Origin of the sequence: Pseudomonas proteolytica, assembly GCF_007858275.1 — a bacterium.
Lineage (GTDB): Bacteria > Pseudomonadota > Gammaproteobacteria > Pseudomonadales > Pseudomonadaceae > Aquipseudomonas > Aquipseudomonas proteolytica.
In genome coordinates this window covers 69,915-90,683 of record NZ_VFEV01000016.1, presented here as the reverse complement: position 1 = coordinate 90,683, position 20,769 = coordinate 69,915, and the positions used below count along the sequence as shown (strand labels likewise).

Sequence of the window (20,769 nt, the reverse complement as noted above, 5' to 3'; positions counted from 1 at the left end):
TTTGGGGACACCACCGGCGAAAACACCGAGTTTGCTTGCAAAAGGCCAAGTGCAGCGACCAAAACAAGCCACTTAGGATCACGCTGATAGTTCGGGTACCAACCCGAATGCCCCTGCTTGTCTCATTTCTTCAAAATAAGAGCTGCGGCTTTGTAAGTCGCTGCTCAAGTTAAAACTACGGCGCCGGTTGAAGCCTGCGCCGTAGCATTTACGGGCACAACGGTCCTGCTTTTGCTACAACGTCTTACACGCCGCTTTGCAGCAGCATATTACGGATGTGACCAATGGCCTTAGTCGGGTTCAGGCCTTTGGGACATACGTTGACGCAGTTCATGATCCCGCGGCAGCGGAATACGCTGAACGGGTCATCCAGTGAAGCCAGACGCTCGGACGTCTTGGTGTCACGGCTGTCTGCCAGGAAGCGATAGGCTTGCAGCAGTGCAGCTGGCCCCAGGAACTTGTCCGGGTTCCACCAGAAGGACGGGCAAGAGGTCGAGCAGCAAGCGCACAGGATGCACTCGTACAGACCGTCGAGCTTCTCGCGCTCTTCCGGGGACTGCAGACGCTCGATGGCCGGAGCCGGCGTGTCGTTCTGCAGGAATGGCTTAACCTTCTCGTATTGCTTGTAGAAGATGCTCATATCGACGACCAGGTCACGGATAACCGGCAAACCTGGCAATGGACGGACAACGAGCTTGCCTTTCTTGACCACGGCAGACAGCGGCGTAACACACGCCAGGCCGTTTTTGCCGTTGATGTTCATGCCGTCGGAACCGCAGACGCCTTCACGGCAAGAGCGACGATAGGAGAAACCTTCGTCCTGCTCTTTGATCAGGGCCAACACATCCAGCACCATCAGGTCTTTACCACCGGTATCGACCTCAAATTCCTGCATGAACGGCGCAGCGTCCTGATCAGGGTTGTAGCGATAAACACTGACTTTCAACATGGCAGCCACCCTTAGTAAGTCCGAATCTTCGGTTCAAACGTCGGAACCGTCTTCGGCGAGAAGTTCACGGCACGCTTGGTTACACGCTTGTCACCCGGGAAGTACAGGGTGTGGCACAACCAGTTTTCGTCATCGCGATCTTCAAAGTCTTCACGAGCGTGGGCACCACGGGATTCTTTACGAACCTCGGCGGCGATCGCAGTCGCTTCAGCCACTTCCAGCAGGTTTTGCAGCTCAAGGGCTTCGATACGAGCGGTGTTGAACGCCTGGCTCTTATCGTTGATCTTGACGTTGGCAATCCGCTTGCGCAGGTCGGCCAGCTGGGTAATACCCTTCTGCATGTATTCGCCAGTACGGAATACACCGAAGTAGTTCTGCATGCAGTTTTGCAGCTCGCGACGCAGGGTTGCCACGTCTTCGCCATCAGTGCGCTCGTTCAGAGCGTTCAGACGCGCCAGGGCAGCTTCAATGTTGGCGTCGGTGGCGTCATCGTATTCGATGCCGTCGGTCAGCGCCTTTTCCAGGTGCAGGCCGGCAGCGCGGCCGAAGACCACCAGGTCGAGCAGCGAGTTACCGCCCAGGCGGTTGGCACCGTGAACCGATACGCAAGCCACTTCGCCCACAGCGAACAGACCATGAATGATCTCGTCCACGCCTTCGGCGTTCTGGGTGATCGCCTGGCCATGAATGTTGGTCGGCACGCCGCCCATCATGTAGTGGCAAGTTGGAACAACCGGAACCGGAGCAACAACCGGGTCAACGTGCGCGAAAGTCTTGGACAGTTCGCAGATACCTGGCAGGCGGCTGTGCAGCACTTCTTCGCCCAGGTGATCGAGCTTCAACATCACGTGGTCGCCGTTCGGACCGCAACCGTTGCCGGCGATGATTTCTTTAACCATCGAACGGGCAACCACGTCACGACCGGCAAGGTCCTTGGCGTTCGGAGCATAACGCTCCATGAAACGCTCGCCGTGCTTGTTGATCAGGTAACCGCCTTCACCACGGCACCCTTCTGTAACCAGTACACCGGCGCCGGCGATGCCGGTTGGGTGGAACTGCCACATTTCGATGTCTTGTACCGGAACGCCTGCACGCAGGGCCATGCCAACGCCGTCGCCGGTGTTGATCAGGGCATTGGTGGTCGATGCGTAGATACGACCTGCACCGCCAGTCGCCAGAACGGTAGCCTTGGCGCGGATGTAGGTGGTTTCACCGGTTTCGATGCAGATAGCGATCACGCCGACGAATGCGCCGTCCTGGTTTTTCACCAGGTCAACTGCGTAGTACTCGTTCAGGAACGTGGTGCCGGCTTTCAGGTTGCCCTGATAAAGGGTGTGCAACAGCGCGTGACCGGTACGGTCGGAAGCTGCGCAGGTACGGGCAGCCTGGCCGCCTTTACCGTAATCCTTGGACTGGCCACCGAATGGACGCTGGTAGATACGACCTTGCTCTGTACGGGAGAACGGCAGACCCATGTGGTCCAGCTCGAACACCGCGGCCGGGCCTTCCTGACACATGTACTCGATAGCGTCCTGGTCACCGATATAGTCGGAACCCTTGACGGTATCGTACATGTGCCAGCGCCAGTCATCGTTCGGATCGGCAGACGCGATGGCGCAGGTGATGCCACCCTGGGCCGATACGGTATGGGAACGGGTCGGGAACACCTTGGTGATCACGGCCGTCTTGTGACCGCCCTGGGCCAGCTGCAGTGCAGCACGCATGCCGGCGCCGCCGCCACCAATAATGATGGCGTCAAAAGAAATCGTTGGAATGTTAGCCATGAATCAGATACCCCAGAGAATCTGCACACCCCAGACGAAGTAAGCGAACATCGCGACGCCGCATACTGCCTGGAAAAGGAAACGTACTGCAGTCGCGGACTTGCCCAGCGCCATCGGCGTCAGGTAGTCGGTCGCGATGGTCCACATGCCGACCCAGGCGTGAGCGCCCAGGGCCACAAGGGCGAGCAGACTGAAGATACGCATCCCGTTGTGGGAGAACAGACCGTGCCATTGGGCGTAGCCAATGCCAGGGTTTGCAACGAGGTACCCGATCAGGAAAATGAAATAAGCCGCGAGAACGACCGCAGACACACGCTGCGCCATCCAGTCATAGAGGCCCGAACGCGAAAGGTTCGTAACGCTGGTTACCATATCCAAACTCCTGCCAGAACGATCAGCACCACGGAAATGGCGACGATGATTTTCGAGCCCAGGCGGCCGCCTTCCAGCGTCTCACCGATGCCCATATCCATGATCAAGTGGCGCACACCGGCTACCAGGTGATACAGCAGAGCGGACAGGAGGCCCCATGCTACGAACTTGGCCAGCGGGCTGGTCAAGCATGCCTTCACCTCGGCGTATCCTTCCTCGGAACCCAGGGATTTGCTCAATGCATAAAGCATGATGCCCAAGCCCAGGAACAGGATGATGCCGGAAACACGGTGCAGGAACGACGTAACGCCGGTGATGGGGAGTTTGATGGTCCTTAGGTCTAGGTTTACAGGTCGTTGGCTATTCACGGCTTTTTTTCACACTGAAGAGCCCCTAACAATCAGGGCAAAGTTGTTGGGGAGTGCACTGGTCAGGTAAGCACCACCCAGGGAGTGCGACCCCCAATGAAAGCAAGCCCAAAAGCCCTTGGCGGTCGGTGGCCGAGTATAGACAGTTAGGCTACTAATGACAACGCGCGCTCCTCACCCTAATAGCTGATTGCGCTGACGGGATAAAAGGCGTAAACGGCAGGCAATTTCGAGGAAAAAGTACGGTTAAAGCCTTCTGGGGCAAGACTTTAGGCAAATTGACATCTGGATTTATATCAATATAGTGGTGCGGGCCCTGCGTGGGGGGTCTGTCTGATGATTTGAAGCATAAATAGGAGGCCACATGGCTGACAAAAAAGCGCAGTTGATCATCGAGGGCGCAGCCCCCGTCGAGCTGCCCATTTTAACCGGCACCGTTGGTCCCGATGTTATCGACGTACGGGGCCTGACGGCCACGGGCCGTTTCACTTTCGACCCAGGCTTCATGTCGACCGCTTCTTGCGAGTCGAAGATTACCTATATCGACGGCGACAATGGCATTCTGCTACATCGTGGCTACCCGATCGAACAACTGGCCGAGAAATCGGACTACCTGGAAACCTGCTACCTGCTGCTAAATGGCGAATTGCCAACAGCCGAGCAAAAAGCCCAGTTTGTCAGCACCGTGAAGAACCACACCATGGTTCACGAGCAGTTGAAGACCTTCTTCAACGGCTTCCGTCGCGACGCCCACCCGATGGCCGTCATGTGCGGCGTAGTCGGCGCCCTGTCGGCCTTCTATCACGACTCCCTGGACATCAATAACCCGCAGCATCGCGAAATCTCCGCGATCCGCCTGGTTGCCAAGATGCCGACCCTGGCCGCAATGGTTTACAAGTACTCCATGGGCCAACCCATGATGTACCCGCGCAACGACCTGACGTACGCGGAAAACTTCCTGCACATGATGTTCAACACCCCGTGCGAGATCAAACCGATCAGCCCGGTGCTGGCCAAGGCCATGGACCGGATCTTCATCCTCCATGCCGACCACGAACAGAACGCCTCGACTTCCACCGTGCGCCTGGCGGGCTCCTCGGGTGCCAATCCGTTCGCCTGTATCGCCGCGGGTATCGCCGCACTGTGGGGCCCTGCCCACGGCGGTGCGAACGAAGCCGTGTTGACCATGCTCGATGAAATCGGCGATGTGTCCAACATCGACAAGTTCATTGCCAAGGCCAAGGACAAGAACGATCCGTTCAAGTTGATGGGCTTCGGTCACCGGGTCTACAAGAACCGCGACCCGCGCGCCACCGTAATGAAGCAGACCTGCGACGAAGTATTGAAGGAACTGGGGATCAACAACGATCCGCAACTCGAACTGGCCATGCGCCTGGAAGAGATCGCCCTGACCGACCCGTACTTCATCGAACGCTCGCTGTACCCGAACGTCGACTTCTACTCGGGGATCATCCTCAAGGCGATCGGCATTCCAACCAGCATGTTCACCGTGATCTTCGCCCTGGCGCGGACCGTGGGCTGGATCTCCCACTGGAAAGAAATGCTCTCCAGCCCGTACAAGATTGGCCGCCCGCGCCAGCTGTACACCGGCTACGAGTCGCGTGACATTACCAAGCTGGAAGACCGCAAGTAAGCATTCAACTGCTTAGCTGCATTGAGAACGGCCTCCCTTAGTGGAGGCCGTTTTTGTTTGTGCTGTCTGACATAACGCTTTCGCGAGCAAGCCCGCCCACAGTTGACCGTGTACACCCTTTGAAATGCGGTCAACTGTGGGAGCGGGCTTGCTCGCGAAAGCAATAGCCCAGGCAACACAGAACCCCAGGCAAAAAAATACCCCGGCCTTTCGACCGGGGCATTTCTTATTGGGCTACAAGCTTAGTGGTTAACCGCCCCGCTCGCCCCCAGGCCAGTCTGCGAACGCACAAACTGCGGGAAGTACAGCGCTCGTTCTTTCACCGCCGCCGCCGACTTGTCGGTGATGGAGAAGAACCAGATACCCACGAACGCAATGATCATCGAGAACAGCGCCGGGTATTCGTACGGGAAGATCGCCTTTTCATGATGCAGGATCGAGACCCAGATGGTCGGACCCAGAATCATCAGGCCCACCGCACTGACCAGGCCCAGCCAACCGCCAATCATTGCGCCACGGGTGGTGAGGTTTTTCCAGTACATGGAAAGCAGCAGCACCGGGAAGTTGCAGCTGGCCGCGATGGAGAACGCCAGGCCGACCATGAACGCAATGTTCTGGCTTTCGAACAGGATACCCAAGCCAATCGCCAGCACTGCCAGGGCGATGGTGGTGATCTTCGACACGCGAATCTCATCCTTCTCGTTGGCCTTGCCTTTCTTGATCACGCTGGCATACAGGTCATGGGACACCGCCGAAGCACCGGCCAGGGTCAAGCCGGCAACCACCGCGAGGATGGTGGCAAACGCCACGGCCGAGATGAAGCCCAGGAAGATACTGCCGCCCACCGCGTTGGCCAGGTGCACCGCCGCCATGTTGTTGCCGCCCAACAGAGCGCCTGCTGCATCCTTGAACGCCGGGTTGGTGCTGACCAGCAGAATCGCGCCGAAGCCGATGATGAAGGTCAGGATATAGAAGTAGCCGATAAAGCCAGTGGCATACAGCACGCTCTTACGGGCTTCTTTAGCGTCACTCACGGTGAAGAAGCGCATCAGGATATGTGGCAGGCCAGCGGTACCGAACATCAGGGCCAGGCCGAGGGAGAACGCCGAAATCGGGTCTTTCACCAGGCCGCCCGGGCTCATGATCGCCTCACCTTTAGGGTGAACCTTGATCGCCTCGGAGAACAGCATGTTGAAGTCGAAGTTGACGTGCTTCATCACCATCAGCGCCATGAACGAGGCACCGGACAGCAGCAGCACTGCCTTGATGATCTGTACCCAGGTGGTCGCCAGCATGCCGCCGAACAACACATAGAGGCACATCAGGATGCCCACCAGGATCACCGCTACATGGTAATCAAGGCCGAACAGCAACTGGATCAGCTTGCCCGCGCCGACCATCTGCGCGATCAGGTAGAACGCCACCACCACCAGCGAACCACAGGCCGACAGGCTGCGGATCTGGGTCTGCCCGAGGCGATAGGACGCCACGTCAGCGAAGGTGTACTTGCCCAGGTTACGCAGGCGCTCGGCGATCAGGAACAGAATGATCGGCCAGCCCACCAGGAAGCCGATCGAGTAGATCAGGCCATCGTAGCCAGAGGTGAACACCAGCGCGGAAATCCCCAGGAAGGACGCGGCCGACATATAGTCGCCGGCAATCGCCAGGCCGTTCTGGAAACCGGTGATCTTGCCGCCGGCCGCATAGTAGTCGGCCGCCGAGTTGTTACGTTTGGATGCCCAGTAGGTAATGCACAATGTTGCGCCGACGAAGGCGACAAACATCAGGATCGCTGCGATGTTAAGCGGTTGCTTGTGCACTTCACCGGCCAATGCGTCCGCCGCCCAAACGGCAGGAGCAAAAAGCGAAGCGCCGAATACAGCCAATAGACGACGGATCATTGCGCAGCCTCCTTGAGAATCGCATTGTTCAGGTCGTCGAATTCGCCGTTGGCGCGTCGCACGTAGATGCCTGTGAGAACAAAGGCCGAGACAATCAGCCCGACCCCGATAGGGATTCCCCAGGTTATGGACGATTCAGGACTGATCTTGGCCCCCAGGACTTGGGGTCCGTAGGCGATCAACAGGATGAATCCGGAGTAAAGCCCAAGCATGATCGCCGAGAGAATCCAGGCGAACTTTTCCCTTTTTCTTACCAGCTCCTTGAAGCGCGGGCTGTTTTGAATCGAGAGGTAAATGCTGTCGTTCATTGTTTTTATCCTCGCAGCACAGCTTTTTTATTATTGGAACGTATCCACTGTATGCGGCTGCAGGACAGGTTCCAGACGACCTTAGTCTTAGAACCAGTGTAGCGAGGGTTTGGGGGGCGACAGAAACAATTGCAGGAGCGAGCTTGCTCGCGAAAAACGTCAACGATAACGCGCACACCCTGGATGATTGCGGCGTCTTTGCGTTCTTCGCGAGCAAGCCCGCTCCTACAGGTTTATCCGATTATTGGGCGGTCCACTCGGCCACACGCTCAGGGTGCTTGGCTACCCAATCCTTGGCCGCCACGTCAGGCTTGGTGCCTTCCTGGATGGCCAGCATCACTTCGCCGATTTCATCCTTGGAGGCCCACTGGAATTTCTTCAGGAACGCCGCGACTTCCGGGGCTTTCTTTTCCAGGCCCTTGCTGCCGATGCTATTGACCGTCTCGGCGGCGCCATAAATGCCTTTTGGATCGTCAAGGAAACGCAGTTTCCATTTGGCGAACATCCAGTGTGGCACCCAACCCGTCACCACGATGGAGTCCTGCTTGTCTTCGGCGCGGGTCAGTTCGGCGATCATGGCTGCGCCGGAACTGGCTTGCAGCTTATAGTCCAGCCCGTATTGCTTGATGGCTTCATCAGTCTTGAGCATTACCCCTGAACCGGCATCGATGCCGACAATCTTGTTCTTGAAGGTGGTGTCGGTCTTCAAGTCCTCGATGGACTTGGCCTTGACGTACTCCGGCACGATCAAGCCGATCTTCGCATCCTTGAAGTTGGGGCCGTAGTCGACCACCTTGTCCTTGTTCTTGGTCCAGTACTCACCATGGGTCACCGGCAGCCAGGCCGACAGCATGGCGTCGAGCTTGCCGGTGGCCAGCCCCTGCCACATGATCCCGGTGGCGACCGCCTGCAGTTTCACGTCATAACCCAGCTTTTGCTTGATCACTTCAGCGGCCACGTGGGTGGTGGCGACACTGTCCGACCAGCCGTCCACATAGCCGATGCTCAGGGTCTTGCTGTCGGCGCTGGCCAGTGTGGAGCTCATCGCAACTACCAACGTGGCAGCTGCGCCCAAAAGTCGTCGCATCTTCATAGTGCTTCCCCGAAAGTGCTGCGCCCGGCGGATGCCGAGCGACGTCAACCTGTTGTCAGGTGGTGCCGTTCGATCATCAACCTGCTGCCCCTGTGGACCTGCTCTGACTACGACCTCAGCGGAGCAAGAAACGACATCACAACGCCAGTAGGACAATTCGCAGGAAGTAACGTCAAAATTCCGCCCGAACTTTGCATGTCAAAATTATGCGGCGCCCCTGAAAACCGGCAAATGCAGGTAAGATGCGCGCCTTTGCTCCCACACGGCCTGACCATGACCGCGACTGCCCGCTTCCCCTTCCTGCCTTACGTATTTGCCTTGTTGCTCGGCCTGTTTGCCCTCGGCGGCTACTGGTACGGCCTTGGCCAGCCAGTGGTGCTGCCGGACGTGGCCAGCGCCAGTCACAAGCTGCAATGCGCGTCCTACACGCCATTCGACAAGGACCAATCACCATTCGACCAGCCGTTCAAGCTGCGCCCCGAGCGTATGGACGCCGACCTGGCACTGTTGGCCACGCGCTTTGAGTGCATCCGCACCTACTCCATGACCGGCCTCGAAGCCCTGCCCGACCTGGCGCGCAAGCATGGCCTGAAGTTGATGAGCGGTGCCTGGATCAGCAGCAACCCGGTGGACAATGCCAAGGAAGTCGACAAGCTGATCGCCTCGGCCAATGCCAACCCCGACGTGGTCACGTCGGTGATCGTCGGCAACGAAGCCCTGCTGCGCAAGGAAATTACCGCCACGCAGTTGGTGAAGCTGATCGAACAAGTCAAAAGCCAGATCCAGCAGCCAGTTACCTACGCCGACGTCTGGGAGTTCTGGCTGCAGCACCCGGAAATTGCCCCGGCCGTGGATTTCCTGACCATCCACCTGTTGCCGTACTGGGAAGATGACCCGGCAGGTATCGATCAGGCCCTGCGCCATGTCGGCGATATTCGCCAGACATTCGGCAACCGCTTCGCCCCCAAGGACGTGATGATTGGCGAAACCGGCTGGCCCAGCGAAGGCCGCCAGCGCGAAACCGCCGTCCCGAGCCGGGTCAACGAAGCCAAGTTCATTCGCGGTTTTGTCGCCATGGCCGAAGCCAATGGCTGGCACTACAACCTGATCGAAGCCTTTGACCAGCCGTGGAAGCGCGCCAGCGAAGGTGCGGTTGGCGGTTACTGGGGGCTGTTTGATGCCGATCGCCAAGACAAGGGCATTCTGGCCGGCCCGGTCACCAACGTGCCGTACTGGCCGGTGTGGCTGGGCGTTGGCGGACTGATCCTGCTCGGCACCCTGGTGCTCGGTGGGCGTGTTCGCAGCACACGCGCCGCGTTGTTGCTGCCGTTGCTGGGCGCAGTGGCGGCCGGTTCCATTGGCAGCTGGGCCGAACTGACCCGGGTGACGGCGCGCTTCACTGATGAGTGGATCTGGGCCGGCCTGTTGCTGGCCCTGAACCTGTTGGTGCTGGCCCATGCCGCCCTGGCCTTGAGCGCTCGCCAGGGTTGGCGTGAACGGGCCTTCGCCTGGCTGGAGCAACGCGCTGGCTGGCTGATCGCATTTGCCGGGTTTGCCACGGCAGTGATGATGCTGGCGCTGGTGTTCGACCCCCGTTACCGCAGCTTCCCCAGCGCCGCCCTGCTGCTGCCGGCGCTGGTGTACCTGCTGCGCCCGGTTACCGGACCACGGCGGGAAATTGCCCTGCTGGCCTTCATCATCGGTGCCGGCATTGCGCCGCAGCTGTACCGCGAAGGCTTGATGAACCAGCAGGCGCTGGGTTGGGCATTGGTCAGTGGTTTGGTGGTGGCTGCCCTGTGGCGTTGCCTGCGGGTGCGCAAACCCTGAGATTGCTATCGCGCGCTCCCACATTTTGATCTGTGAATACATTCAAATGTGGGAGCTGGCTTGCCTGCGATTGGCATCGGTATCTACACAACTTTGCCGCAACACGGCTGCGAAGCAGCCCAAAAAGCCCTCCACGTTTACCGGGTTTAGGGCTGCTTCGCAGCCCAGCGCGGGGCAAGCCCGCTCGCCACGGGGGGCGTCAGTTTCTGAAAGTTGTGTAGATACTTATGCTGCGATTGGCCCATCAGACAGCCCGAGGCGCCCTGACCAACCGCAACCCGGCAATCACCAACGCAAACACCGCAAAATTGGTGTTGTACAACGCCAATGCCGGGATTCCGAACGCCAGCCCCAACACCGCCAATCCCCAGCCCGCACGACCTGGCAGCAAGAACGCCAGAATCGACGTGACCAATGCGGCCCAACCCAGCACCCGAAAGTGAATCATCAACCCCAGATTGGCGCGCAACTGGCACTCCCAGCGGCTGGCGTCGTCAGCGCAGATGCCCACCCACTGCCCGTCTTCCATAAACCCGTAACGGGCGCCATAACTGGCGGCCAACCATAACGGCAAGGCCAACAGCAGTAGGATCAGCGGCAAACGAGGGGACATAAGGGCACTCCGATAGGCGAAAACGGCGCCCAGCTTAATCTCCCGGGGGCCATTGGCAAGGGTTGCACGCAGATAACTATTCATCAAAGCGTGCCAAAGTGTATCGTCTGGCTACTATTACCCCGATTCCTACGTTTTTTTCCGATATTTAGTGCCGATGGCTGGCACTTCGGTGACAACGCGGTGGTCATAGCCTGCGAACTTCATTCAGCACGTTTTCCTCTTAGGGATTTAGTCATGCTCCGTTCCTTGCGCTGTGCTGCCCTGTTGGGCGGCCTTTTTTTGAGTGCGTCAGCACTGGCGGTCGATATCGACCCGGCCAGCTATGGCTACCCTTTGACCAACCCGTTCGAAGCGACCATCGCCACAACGCCACCGGACCTGCGGCCGGACTTGCCATCCATCGATGACATCAACCAGTCCGACTACACCCTGACCATGCGCCCGGAGCGTGAATTCAGCCTGCCCGACAACTTCTGGGCGGTGAAGAAACTCACCTACCGCATTGCCAAGCAAGACCGTGCGGCACCGCTGATCTTCTTGATCGCCGGCACCGGTGCGCGCTTTGACAGCAGCCTGAATGAATACCTGAAAAAGCTCTACTACAAGGCCGGCTACCACGTCGTCCAATTGTCGTCGCCTACCAGCTTTGACTTCATCAGCGCCGCCTCGCGCTTTGCCACCCCCGGCATCACCCAGGAAGACGCCGAGGACATGTACCGCGTGATGCAGGCCGTACGTGCGCAAAACGCCACGTTGCCGGTCACCGACTTCTACCTCACCGGCTACAGCCTGGGCGCGCTGGACGCGGCGTTCGTCAGCAAGCTGGACGAAACGCGGCGCAGCTTCAACTTCAAGAAGGTGTTGCTGCTCAACCCGCCAGTCAACCTCTATACCTCCATCACCAACCTCGACAAACTGGTGCAGACCGAGGTCAAGGGCATCAACAACAGCACCACCTTCTATGAACTGGTGCTGAACAAGCTGACCCGTTACTTCCAGCAAAAAGGCTACATCGACCTCAACGACGCCCTGCTCTACGACTTCCAGAACTCCAAGGAGCACCTGACCAACGAGCAGATGGCGATGCTGATCGGCACCTCGTTCCGCTTCTCGGCGGCCGATATCGCCTTCACCTCGGACCTGATCAACCGCCGTGGCCTGATTATCCCGCCCAAGTACCCGATCACCGAAAGCACCAGCCTCACGCCGTTCCTCAAGCGTGCCCTGCAATGTGATTTCGACTGCTACCTCACCGAACAAGTGATCCCGATGTGGCGTGCCCGCTCCGACGGCGGCAGCCTGCTGCAATTGATCGACCAGGTCAGCCTGTATGCCCTTGAGGACTATCTGCGCGACAGCCCGAAAATTGCCGTGATGCACAACGCCGACGACGTGATCCTCGGCCCTGGCGACCTGGGCTTTTTGCGCAAGACCTTCGGCGATCGCCTGACCGTCTACCCACTGGGCGGCCATTGCGGCAACCTCAATTACCGCGTCAACGCCGACGCTATGCTGGAGTTCTTCCGTGGCTAAACATCTCCTGCTTCTCGCGGCCTTACTCTGTGCAGGCGTTGCCAACGCGGACAACAGCAAGGCTCACGCACCGACCGTGGTCGACCAGGATGGCTTCAAAGAGCCCTTGAGCAAACTCAAGTTCAACCCTGGCCTGGACCAGCGCGAATTCGAGCGTTCGACCCTCAACGCCCTCAACGTCTATGACCCGCTGGAGTCGTGGAACCGCCGGGTGTACCACTTCAACTATCGCTTCGACCAATGGGTATTCTTGCCGGTGGTCGATGGCTATCGCTACGTCACCCCAAGTTTCCTGCGTACCGGCGTCAGCAACTTCTTCAACAACCTGGGCGACGTGCCCAACCTGATGAACAGCCTGCTGCAGCTCAAGGGCCATCGCTCCCTGGAAACCACCGGCCGCCTGCTGGTCAACACCACCCTCGGCATCGCCGGCCTGTGGGACCCGGCCACCGCCATGGGCCTGCCCCGCCAAAGCGAAGACTTCGGCCAGACCCTGGGCTTCTACGGCGTACCCGGCGGCGCCTACCTGATCCTGCCGATCCTCGGCCCGTCGAACCTGCGCGACACCGGCGGCCTGTTGGTGGACTACACCGCCGAATCCCAGATCAACTACCTCAACGTCGCCGAAGTCAGCTCCAACCACCCGGAAATCTGGGCGTTGCGCGCGGTAGACAAGCGCTACCAGACGAGCTTTCGCTACGGCCAGATGAACTCGCCGTTCGAGTATGAAAAGGTGCGGTACGTGTACAGCGAGTCGCGAAAACTACAGATAGCAGAGTGATACTCGACACAAACAAAAGGCCATCGATCGCTTCGATGGCCTTTTTAATGGCTGTAAGCGTCACTCTCCGGCACTGCTCGGAACCGTTTCGTACATGTTTACCACGCACGTTCAAGCACCCACGCTGATACGCCTGACATAAAACAGGCTGACTGCACTGCCCACCTCGAACTCTCCCGTGGAATTTCAACATGACGATCTCTGTTTCCCCACCCACCATCACCCAGCCTGTAGCCCTCGGCCCTGTGGCGGTCGAACCCCTGACTTCAACAACGCCTGACCTGCAAGCCCCCAGAGGCGCCCATGGCCGACCTGCCGGGGATACGCGCAGTGCACAACAAATCTTCAAGGACAATCCGATCCTCAAAGATGTCCTGAAACAAAACGGTCCTTTTGCAAATAGTTTCTTCAATCAGCTCAAGAATCAAACCGGCGACTGGAGCCCTGCCAACCGCAACCCTGAATCACGCGCTGATGCCGCCTATAACCTGGCCGAAGTAGTCAATCACATCAATGGCCGCACTGATATCACGCGCCAGGATCCGGCCCAACAGAACGATCAACACATACAAGGTTTCGGTCAGTTCGGCAGTGTTTCAGCAGGGTCGGAAGCACAGAAGCTCAAGGCTTTCAGTGAAAAAGGCTACAGCGCACTGCAATAATCCAACCCCATTGGCCCTCTTCAACAGAGGGCCGTCAGTGCGCTCATTCGCTCACCCCTTCAAGGCACGCCACAGCTTGCTCGCTACCGAGACCACCGCCAGTACCACCGCCCCAGCGATGATCCCTACGATGGCATTGAGCAAAGTCGGCATCAACCAAGTGATGCCACCGATGCTCTGGCTGACGCTCTCAATCCAGTGATGCACTACGGGCACGCCGTGAGTCAGGATGCCACCACCGACCATGAACATCGCCGCTGTGCCAATCACCGAGAGGCTTTTCATCATGTACGGCGCGGCCCGCAGAAGCCCGTTGCCGATATCGCGTACCAGCTGGCCCGGCTTCTGCGCCATCCATAGGCCCAGGTCATCGAGCTTGACGATGCCGGCCACCAGGCCGTACACGCCAATGGTCATGACCAGGGCGATGCCCGACAACACGATCACTTGCTGCATCAACGGCGCGTCGGCCACGGTGCCCAGGGTGATGGCGATGATTTCGGCGGAGAGGATAAAGTCGGTGCGGATCGCGCCCTTGATCTTGTCCTTCTCGAAGGCCACCAGGTCTGTTGCGGGGTCGGCCACCGCTTCGACTAACTGCGCGTGCTCGGCCTGATCATCCGCCTTGCTGTGCAGGAATTTATGGGCGAGCTTTTCAAAGCCTTCGAAACACAGATAGGCGCCGCCGAGCATCAGCAGTGGCGTGACCGCCCACGGCGCGAAGGCGCTGATCAATAGCGCGGTGGGCACCAGGATCAGTTTGTTGATAAACGAGCCCTTGGCAACGGCCCACACCACCGGAATTTCCCGCTCGGCGCGCACGCCAGAGACTTGCTGGGCATTGAGCGCCAGATCGTCACCCAGCACACCGGCGGTTTTCTTGGCAGCCATTTTTGTCATCAGGGCCACATCGTCGAGAACCGCGGCGATGTCATCGATCAAAACCAACAAGCTGCTTCCTGCCATGAATCGGACGTCCTTAATGTGGGATATTTCGCAGCATAGCGTGGTACAAAGCGTCGCGGGCAGATTCTTGAGGCGCGCGGATCGCCGGTGCTACCATGCGCAACCGCCTGTCCTGGCAAGGAATCATCTGGTCTATGAGCACCATTCGCGAGCGCAACAAAGAACTGATCCTGCGGGCTGCCAGCGAGGAGTTTGCCGACAAGGGCTTCGCCGCGACCAAAACCAGTGATATCGCCGCCAAGGCCGGGCTGCCCAAGCCCAACGTCTATTACTACTTCAAGTCCAAGGACAACCTCTACCGCGAGGTGCTCGAAAGCATCATCGAGCCGATCCTGGCCGCCTCCACCCCCTTCAACCCGGACGGCGACCCCAAGCAGGTATTGAGCGGCTATATCCGTTCAAAAATCAGCATCTCCCGCGACCTGCCGTTTGCCTCGAAAGTATTCGCCAGCGAAATCATGCACGGCGCCCCCCACCTGAGCCCCGAGCAGGTGCAACAGCTCAACGCCCAGGCCAAGCACAATATCGATTGCATCCAGAGCTGGGTCGATCGCGGCCTGATCGCCGCGATTGATCCTCATCACCTGATGTTCAGCATCTGGGCGGCGACCCAGACCTATGCCGACTTCGACTGGCAGATCTCGGCGGTGACCGGCAAGGCCAAGCTCGACGAGGCCGATTATGAAGCGGCGGCGCAGACGATTATTCGGCTGGTGTTGAAGGGGTGCGAGCCGGACTGATGGGCGGTGGTGTGGCCAAGATTCGCGAGCAAGCCAGCTCCCACACTAGAGTTGTGCCAGACACAAAATGTATGAACAACCAAGATCCCATGTGGGAGCGGGCTTGCTCGCGAAAGCGCCCTCCCAGACACATCCTGCCAAAAACCTGCCCATCAGCCTCAAACTCCCCGATCTAGCCTCTCAAGACCCCATCTGAAGAGAGGCAACGGAATGCCTGATCGAGCCACCTCACACCGCCTGCGCATCGGCCGGTTCAGCGAAACCAGCCGCATCTACCTGATCACCACCAACACCCACGAACGCGTGCCCATCTTCAGTGACTTCTACCTGGGCCGCCTGGTGGTCTGGCAGTTCAGGCTCGCCCAGTATCAAGGGCTGGCGCACTCTCTGGCCTGGGTGGTGATGCCCGACCATTTCCACTGGCTGATCGAGCTGCAAAAAGGCTCCCTGGGCGACTTGGTATGCCAGGTCAAATCCAAAAGCACTCGATCGGTCAATGGCGCCACTGGCCGCAAGGGAAGGCTCTGGCAAACCAGCTTTCATGACCATGCGCTTCGCAAGGAAGAAGACCTGGTGAAAGTGGCCAGGTATGTGGTGGCCAATCCATTGAGGGCGGGATTGGTGGAGAGGGTTGGCGACTATCCGCTGTGGGATGCGGTTTGGGTATAGGTGCAAGACCGAGTCGCCGCTTTCGCGAGCAAGCCCGCTCCCACATTTTGACCGCGCCCACAGGTCAAAACTCGCGAAAGCGGGCCATCCTGTCACTACAACATCAAGCGGACACCCCCGCATCCGCCAACAACCCCAGCCCCTCAATCGCCGTGATCGCGCACTGCTCATCGATATCCGACGTATCCCCACTGATCCCGATCGCCCCCAGCACCACGCCCGCTGGGTCCCGTATCAACACCCCGCCCGGTGCCGGCACCACACCGCCCTGCCCCAGGCTGTTCAAGGCGGCAATAAACGCCGGCCGCTGTTGGGCATCCAGCGCCAGCAAGCGCGAGCCCTTGCCCAGGGCTATCGCGCCCCAGGCCTTGCCGATGGCGATTTGCGGGCGCAGCAGGCTGGCGCCGTCTTCCCGTTGCAGGGTGATCAGGTGTCCGCCGCTGTCGAGCACCGCGATGGTCAGCGGTGCAGCGGCAATGGTGCGGCCTGCGGTGATGGCCTGGCTGACCAGGTTGACTGCGACTTTCAAGGTTAGAGCGCTCATGGGTGCCGTCCTTATCTTGTTATTGAGAAAGCCTTGGGGCTCTGATTGATCAGAAGCCGGATGCAACAAATAGAACACAATAGATTTATTTTTTGTATACAATATTTCGAAACATACGCACCACACGTCGAAATACTCCCGCTAAAAAGCCTTCCGACGAACGCACAGGCTCTGGAAACAAATGGATTGACCTGCGCCGCTCGCCGTGAATACACTTTGAAGCAACACCACTTGTATACAATTACAAAACGCAAGAGGCACCAAAACCATGAGCAAAATGAGAGCAATCGAAGCCGCTGTCCTGGTGATGCGCCGTGAGGGTGTAGACACCGCCTTCGGTATCCCAGGCGCCGCGATCAACCCGTTGTATTCCGCCCTGCAAAAGGTCGGCGGCATCGATCACGTCCTTGCTCGCCACGTGGAAGGCGCTTCGCACATGGCCGAGGGGTATACCCGCACCAAGGCCGGCAATATCGGCGTGTGCATCGGCACGTCGGGCCCGGCGGGCACCGATATGGTCACCGGCCTGTACAGCGCCTCGGCCGATTCCATCCCGATCCTGTGCATCACCGGGCAAGCGCCTCGCGCCCGGATGCACAAGGAAGATTTCCAGGCCGTGGATATCACCAGCATCGTCAAGCCCGTGACCAAGTGGGCAACCACCGTGCTAGAGCCTGGCCAGGTGCCGTATGCGTTCCAGAAAGCCTTCTATGAAATGCGCTCCGGCCGCCCCGGCCCGGTGCTGATCGACTTGCCATTCGACGTACAGATGGCTGAGATCGAGTTTGATATCGACGCCTACCAGCCACTGCCATTGGCCAAGCCACTGGCCACGCGCATCCAGGTCGAAAAAGCCCTGGCCATGCTCGATCAGGCCGAGCGCCCGCTGCTGGTCAGCGGTGGCGGCGTGATCAATGCCGACGCCAGCGAACTGCTGGTGGAATTCGCCGAACTGACGGGTATCCCGGTGATCCCGACCCTGATGGGCTGGGGCACTATCCCCGACGATCACCCGCTGATGGTGGGCATGGTCGGCCTGCAAACCTCGCACCGCTACGGCAACGCGACGATGCTCAAGTCGGACATGGTGCTGGGCGTCGGCAACCGCTGGGCCAACCGCCACACCGGTTCGGTGGAGGTGTACACCGAGGGGCGCAAGTTCATTCACGTTGACATCGAGCCGACACAAATCGGCCGCGTGTTCACCCCGGACCTGGGCATCGTGTCCGACGCCGGCGCCGCGCTGACCCTGTTTATTGAAGTGGCCCGCGAATGGAAAGCCGCCGGCAAGCTCAAGGACCGCAGCGCCTGGCTGCATGATTGCCAGCAGCGCAAAGCCACCCTGCACCGCAAGACGCACTTCGACAACGTACCGGTCAAGCCGCAACGGGTGTACGAAGAGATGAACCAGGTGTTCGGTAAAGATACCTGCTACGTCAGCACCATCGGCCTGTCGCAGATTGCCGGCGCGCAGTTCCTGCACGTCTACAAGCCACGCCACTGGATCAACTGCGGCCAGGCCGGCCCGCTGGGCTGGACCATTCCTGCTGCGCTGGGCGTGGTCAAGGCCGACCCGAGTCGCAAGGTGGTGGCACTGTCGGGCGACTATGACTTCCAGTTCATGATCGAAGAGCTGGCCGTGGGCGCGCAGTTCAAGCTGCCGTACATCCACGTGGTGGTGAACAACTCGTACCTGGGGCTGATCCGCCAGGCCCAGCGCGGTTTTGAAATGGACTACTGCGTGCAGTTGTCTTTCGACAACCTCAACGCCCCGGAACTCAACGGTTATGGCGTCGACCACGTCGCCGTCGCCGAAGGCCTGGGGTGCAAGGCCCTGCGTGTATTCGAGCCGGGCCAGATCCAGCCCGCGCTGCGCAAGGCCCAGGCAATGATCGAAGAGTTCAAGGTGCCGGTGATTGTCGAGATCATTCTGGAGCGCGTGACCAATATTTCCATGGGCACCGAGATCAACGCCGTCAACGAATTCGAAGATCTGGCACTGGTGGGCAACGACGCACCGACTGCCATTTCAATGCTCGATTAAGGAGAACACCATGCCGCGTTTTGCCGCCAACCTGTCCATGCTGTTTACCGAGCAGGATTTTCTCGCCCGCTTCAAAGCCGCCGCCGACGCCGGTTTCAGTGGGGTGGAATACCTGTTCCCCTACGAGTTCAGCTCTGCCGAAATCAAGGCGCAACTCGACGCCCACGGCCTGACCCAAGTGCTGTTCAACCTGCCGGCCGGCGACTGGGCCAGCGGCGAGCGCGGCCTGGCCTGCCACCCTGAGCGGGTCGAGGAATTCCGCGCGGGGGTCAACCTGGCCATCGCCTATGCCCAGGTGCTGGGCAATACCCAGATCAACTGCCTGGCGGGGATTCGCCCTGCCGGCGTGGATGACGCCACCCTGGAAAAAACCTTTGTCGCCAACCTCAAGTACGCCGCCGACAAGCTGCAAGCGGTGGGCATCAAGCTGGTGATGGAAGCGATCAACACCCGCGACATTCCCGGTTTCTACCTGAACAACACGGCCCAGGCCCTGGCGATCCGCGAACAAGTGGGCAGCGCCAACCTGTTCCTGCAATACGACATCTATCACATGCAAATCATGGAAGGCGACCTGGCCCGCACCATGGCCACTCACCTGGATCAGATCAACCATATCCAGTTGGCCGACAACCCAGGGCGCAACGAGCCGGGCACGGGTGAGATCAACTACCGCTTCCTGTTCGAGCATCTGGAGCGGATTGGGTATCAGGGCTGGGTGGGCTGCGAGTACAAGCCGTTGACCACGACCGAAGCCGGCCTTGGCTGGCTCAAGACCCATAACGCGATCTGACCAAAACACACACAACCCAACTGTGGGAGCGGGCTTGCTCGCGAAGGTCTGACATTCAACATTTTTGTCGACTGATCTACCGCAATCGCGAGCAAGCCCGCTCCCACATTTAGATCGCCTAGGTCTGGTAGACCGGGCCAGGCTCGCACAGAGAATAAAAAGAGGATTTGATCATGGCTAAAATCGGCTTTATCGGCACCGGCATCATGGGCCAACCCATGGCCGCGAACCTGCAGAAAGCAGGTCATCAACTGTTCCTGTCCGAGCACCATGGCAAAGCACCCGCCGAGCTGATCGCCGCCGGTGCCGTGGCCCTGGCCAACCCGCAGCAAGTGGCCCAGGAAGCAGAGTTCATCATCGTCATGGTGCCCGACACCCCTCAGGTCGATGACGTGTTGTTCCGCGCCGATGGTGTAGCGGCCGGCCTGTCGCCGAACAAAGTGGTGATCGACATGAGTTCGATCTCGCCCACCGCCACCAAGGCTTTTGCCGCGAAGATAAACGCCACTGGCGCGCAGTACCTCGACGCCCCGGTATCGGGCGGTGAAGTCGGCGCCAAGGCCGGGACCCTGAGCATCATGGTCGGTGGCGAGCCGCAGACCTTCGAGCGCGCCCTGTCGCTGTTCCAGAGCATGGGCAAGAACATCACCCTGGTGGGTGGCAATGGCGATGGCCAGACCGCCAAGGTGGCGAACCAGATCATCGTCGCCCTGAACATCCAGGCTGTGGCTGAAGCGCTGCTGTTTGCTTCGAAGAACGGCGCAGATCCGGCCAAGGTGCGCGAAGCGCTGATGGGTGGCTTCGCCTCGTCGAAGATCCTCGAAGTGCATGGCGAGCGCATGATCAAAGGCACCTTCGACCCGGGCTTCCGTATCAACCTGCACCAGAAGGACTTGAACCTGGCCCTGGCCGGTGCAAAGGAGCTGGGGATCAACCTGCCCAACACCGCCGGCACCCAACAAGTGTTCAGCACCTGCACCGCGATTGGCGGCGGCAACTGGGACCATTCGGCGCTGATCAAGGGCCTGGAGCATATGGCGAACTTCTCGATTCGCGATAAGTAACCCCGCCTTTTGAAAGGCAATACCTTGTGGGAGCTGGCTTGCCTGCTCCCACATTTTGATTGCGCTTCAAGCTTCAAATCCAATAACAAAAATCCGGGAGC

The 20,769-nt window shown here is 59.2% G+C and carries 20 protein-coding genes; 10 read left to right on the top strand and 10 right to left on the bottom strand.

What is annotated here, in order from left to right:
* Positions 1-244: 244 nt before the first annotated feature.
* From FIV38_RS13590 to sdhC, 4 genes are read right to left on the bottom strand one after another with little or no spacing between them, the layout of a single operon-like run.
* The gene (locus FIV38_RS13590) at positions 245-949 is read right to left on the bottom strand and encodes a succinate dehydrogenase iron-sulfur subunit (protein ID WP_029292674.1); all 705 of its coding nucleotides are present in this window, start codon (positions 947-949) and stop codon (positions 245-247) included.
* Positions 950-960: 11 nt separating this feature from the next.
* Entirely contained in the window at positions 961-2,733 is a 1,773-nt protein-coding gene (sdhA, locus tag FIV38_RS13585; protein ID WP_092234645.1) for a succinate dehydrogenase flavoprotein subunit, read from the bottom strand.
* Positions 2,734-2,736: 3 nt separating this feature from the next.
* Entirely contained in the window at positions 2,737-3,105 is a 369-nt protein-coding gene (sdhD, locus tag FIV38_RS13580) for a succinate dehydrogenase, hydrophobic membrane anchor protein (RefSeq protein ID WP_029292670.1), read from the bottom strand.
* Positions 3,099-3,473: a succinate dehydrogenase, cytochrome b556 subunit gene (gene sdhC, locus FIV38_RS13575; protein WP_070995406.1), complete on the bottom strand. Its 375-nt coding sequence runs from the start codon at positions 3,471-3,473 to the stop codon at positions 3,099-3,101. Before sdhC ends, sdhD begins: the two co-directional genes overlap by 7 nt.
* A 364-nt stretch (positions 3,474-3,837) precedes the next feature.
* Between sdhC and gltA the strand changes: the two genes are divergently transcribed.
* Complete coding sequence (gltA, locus tag FIV38_RS13570; protein WP_003222994.1) at positions 3,838-5,127, top strand: citrate synthase; 1,290 nt, start codon at positions 3,838-3,840, stop codon at positions 5,125-5,127.
* A 242-nt stretch (positions 5,128-5,369) separates the two neighbouring features.
* On the opposite strand, the gene FIV38_RS13565 is transcribed toward gltA, so the two are convergent.
* The 3 genes from FIV38_RS13565 to FIV38_RS13555 all read right to left on the bottom strand — a co-directional run bounded on the left by FIV38_RS13565 (position 5,370) and on the right by FIV38_RS13555 (position 8,429).
* Positions 5,370-7,028 (bottom strand): cation acetate symporter, encoded by a 1,659-nt coding sequence (locus FIV38_RS13565; protein WP_029292658.1) that lies wholly within the window; start codon positions 7,026-7,028, stop codon positions 5,370-5,372.
* Positions 7,025-7,336 carry a DUF485 domain-containing protein gene (locus FIV38_RS13560; protein ID WP_029292656.1) on the bottom strand — a complete coding sequence of 104 codons (312 nt, stop codon included), beginning with the start codon at positions 7,334-7,336 and terminating at the stop codon, positions 7,025-7,027. The genes FIV38_RS13565 and FIV38_RS13560 overlap by 4 nt, the downstream gene beginning before the upstream one ends.
* Before the next feature lie 241 nt (positions 7,337-7,577).
* The gene (locus FIV38_RS13555; protein ID WP_029292653.1) at positions 7,578-8,429 is read right to left on the bottom strand and encodes a glycine betaine ABC transporter substrate-binding protein; all 852 of its coding nucleotides are present in this window, start codon (positions 8,427-8,429) and stop codon (positions 7,578-7,580) included.
* 273 nt (positions 8,430-8,702) lie between these two features.
* Between FIV38_RS13555 and FIV38_RS13550 the strand changes: the two genes are divergently transcribed.
* The gene (locus FIV38_RS13550) at positions 8,703-10,256 is read left to right on the top strand and encodes a glycoside hydrolase family 17 protein (RefSeq protein ID WP_420874889.1); all 1,554 of its coding nucleotides are present in this window, start codon (positions 8,703-8,705) and stop codon (positions 10,254-10,256) included.
* A gap of 244 nt (positions 10,257-10,500) precedes the next feature.
* Here FIV38_RS13550 and FIV38_RS13545 read toward each other — a convergent pair whose 3' ends face one another.
* Entirely contained in the window at positions 10,501-10,869 is a 369-nt protein-coding gene (locus FIV38_RS13545) for a hypothetical protein (RefSeq protein WP_029292649.1), read from the bottom strand.
* A 237-nt stretch (positions 10,870-11,106) separates the two neighbouring features.
* Here FIV38_RS13545 and FIV38_RS13540 point away from each other — a divergent pair, with 237 nt between their 5' ends.
* The 3 genes from FIV38_RS13540 to FIV38_RS13530 all read left to right on the top strand — a co-directional run bounded on the left by FIV38_RS13540 (position 11,107) and on the right by FIV38_RS13530 (position 13,848).
* On the top strand, positions 11,107-12,405 hold the full coding sequence (locus tag FIV38_RS13540; RefSeq protein WP_092234639.1) for a serine/threonine protein kinase: 1,299 nt from the start codon (positions 11,107-11,109) through the stop codon (positions 12,403-12,405).
* Entirely contained in the window at positions 12,398-13,186 is a 789-nt protein-coding gene (locus FIV38_RS13535; protein WP_070995408.1) for an MlaA family lipoprotein, read from the top strand. The genes FIV38_RS13540 and FIV38_RS13535 overlap by 8 nt, the downstream gene beginning before the upstream one ends.
* A gap of 191 nt (positions 13,187-13,377) precedes the next feature.
* Positions 13,378-13,848, top strand: a complete 471-nt coding sequence (locus FIV38_RS13530; RefSeq protein WP_092234636.1) for a hypothetical protein — start codon at positions 13,378-13,380, stop codon at positions 13,846-13,848.
* 51 nt (positions 13,849-13,899) lie between these two features.
* Here FIV38_RS13530 and FIV38_RS13525 read toward each other — a convergent pair whose 3' ends face one another.
* Entirely contained in the window at positions 13,900-14,814 is a 915-nt protein-coding gene (locus FIV38_RS13525) for a DUF808 domain-containing protein (protein ID WP_092234633.1), read from the bottom strand.
* Between the two features lie 134 nt (positions 14,815-14,948).
* On the opposite strand from FIV38_RS13525, the gene FIV38_RS13520 reads away from it, so the two are divergent.
* Positions 14,949-15,554: a TetR/AcrR family transcriptional regulator gene (locus FIV38_RS13520; protein WP_029292641.1), complete on the top strand. Its 606-nt coding sequence runs from the start codon at positions 14,949-14,951 to the stop codon at positions 15,552-15,554.
* 210 nt (positions 15,555-15,764) lie between these two features.
* Positions 15,765-16,223, top strand: a complete 459-nt coding sequence (locus FIV38_RS13515) for an REP-associated tyrosine transposase (protein ID WP_029292639.1) — start codon at positions 15,765-15,767, stop codon at positions 16,221-16,223.
* A gap of 103 nt (positions 16,224-16,326) precedes the next feature.
* Here the strand turns inward: FIV38_RS13515 and FIV38_RS13510 are convergent, their stop codons facing one another.
* Complete coding sequence (locus FIV38_RS13510; RefSeq protein WP_029292638.1) at positions 16,327-16,767, bottom strand: GlcG/HbpS family heme-binding protein; 441 nt, start codon at positions 16,765-16,767, stop codon at positions 16,327-16,329.
* A gap of 268 nt (positions 16,768-17,035) precedes the next feature.
* On the opposite strand from FIV38_RS13510, the gene gcl reads away from it, so the two are divergent.
* The 3 genes from gcl (at position 17,036) to FIV38_RS13495 (ending at position 20,668) form a co-directional block, all read left to right on the top strand.
* Positions 17,036-18,811: a glyoxylate carboligase gene (gene gcl / locus FIV38_RS13505; RefSeq protein WP_029292636.1), complete on the top strand. Its 1,776-nt coding sequence runs from the start codon at positions 17,036-17,038 to the stop codon at positions 18,809-18,811.
* Positions 18,812-18,821: 10 nt separating this feature from the next.
* Positions 18,822-19,604, top strand: coding sequence for a hydroxypyruvate isomerase (gene hyi / locus FIV38_RS13500; RefSeq protein WP_070995409.1), 783 nt, complete (start codon positions 18,822-18,824; stop codon positions 19,602-19,604).
* 173 nt (positions 19,605-19,777) lie between these two features.
* Positions 19,778-20,668, top strand: a complete 891-nt coding sequence (locus FIV38_RS13495; protein WP_029292631.1) for a 2-hydroxy-3-oxopropionate reductase — start codon at positions 19,778-19,780, stop codon at positions 20,666-20,668.
* Positions 20,669-20,769 lie beyond the last annotated feature (101 nt).

Coding starts and splice junctions, on each gene's coding strand:
- FIV38_RS13590 (WP_029292674.1), bottom strand. CDS start 949: ATGTTGAAAGTCAGTGTTTATCGCTACAACCCTGATCAGGACGCTGCG.
- sdhA (WP_092234645.1), bottom strand. CDS start 2,733: ATGGCTAACATTCCAACGATTTCTTTTGACGCCATCATTATTGGTGGC.
- sdhD (WP_029292670.1), bottom strand. CDS start 3,105: ATGGTAACCAGCGTTACGAACCTTTCGCGTTCGGGCCTCTATGACTGG.
- gltA (WP_003222994.1), top strand. CDS start 3,838: ATGGCTGACAAAAAAGCGCAGTTGATCATCGAGGGCGCAGCCCCCGTC.
- FIV38_RS13565 (WP_029292658.1), bottom strand. CDS start 7,028: ATGATCCGTCGTCTATTGGCTGTATTCGGCGCTTCGCTTTTTGCTCCT.
- FIV38_RS13560 (WP_029292656.1), bottom strand. CDS start 7,336: ATGAACGACAGCATTTACCTCTCGATTCAAAACAGCCCGCGCTTCAAG.
- FIV38_RS13555 (WP_029292653.1), bottom strand. CDS start 8,429: ATGAAGATGCGACGACTTTTGGGCGCAGCTGCCACGTTGGTAGTTGCG.
- FIV38_RS13550 (WP_420874889.1), top strand. CDS start 8,703: ATGACCGCGACTGCCCGCTTCCCCTTCCTGCCTTACGTATTTGCCTTG.
- FIV38_RS13545 (WP_029292649.1), bottom strand. CDS start 10,869: ATGTCCCCTCGTTTGCCGCTGATCCTACTGCTGTTGGCCTTGCCGTTA.
- FIV38_RS13540 (WP_092234639.1), top strand. CDS start 11,107: ATGCTCCGTTCCTTGCGCTGTGCTGCCCTGTTGGGCGGCCTTTTTTTG.
- FIV38_RS13530 (WP_092234636.1), top strand. CDS start 13,378: ATGACGATCTCTGTTTCCCCACCCACCATCACCCAGCCTGTAGCCCTC.
- FIV38_RS13525 (WP_092234633.1), bottom strand. CDS start 14,814: ATGGCAGGAAGCAGCTTGTTGGTTTTGATCGATGACATCGCCGCGGTT.
- FIV38_RS13520 (WP_029292641.1), top strand. CDS start 14,949: ATGAGCACCATTCGCGAGCGCAACAAAGAACTGATCCTGCGGGCTGCC.
- FIV38_RS13515 (WP_029292639.1), top strand. CDS start 15,765: ATGCCTGATCGAGCCACCTCACACCGCCTGCGCATCGGCCGGTTCAGC.
- FIV38_RS13510 (WP_029292638.1), bottom strand. CDS start 16,767: ATGAGCGCTCTAACCTTGAAAGTCGCAGTCAACCTGGTCAGCCAGGCC.
- gcl (WP_029292636.1), top strand. CDS start 17,036: ATGAGCAAAATGAGAGCAATCGAAGCCGCTGTCCTGGTGATGCGCCGT.
- hyi (WP_070995409.1), top strand. CDS start 18,822: ATGCCGCGTTTTGCCGCCAACCTGTCCATGCTGTTTACCGAGCAGGAT.
- FIV38_RS13495 (WP_029292631.1), top strand. CDS start 19,778: ATGGCTAAAATCGGCTTTATCGGCACCGGCATCATGGGCCAACCCATG.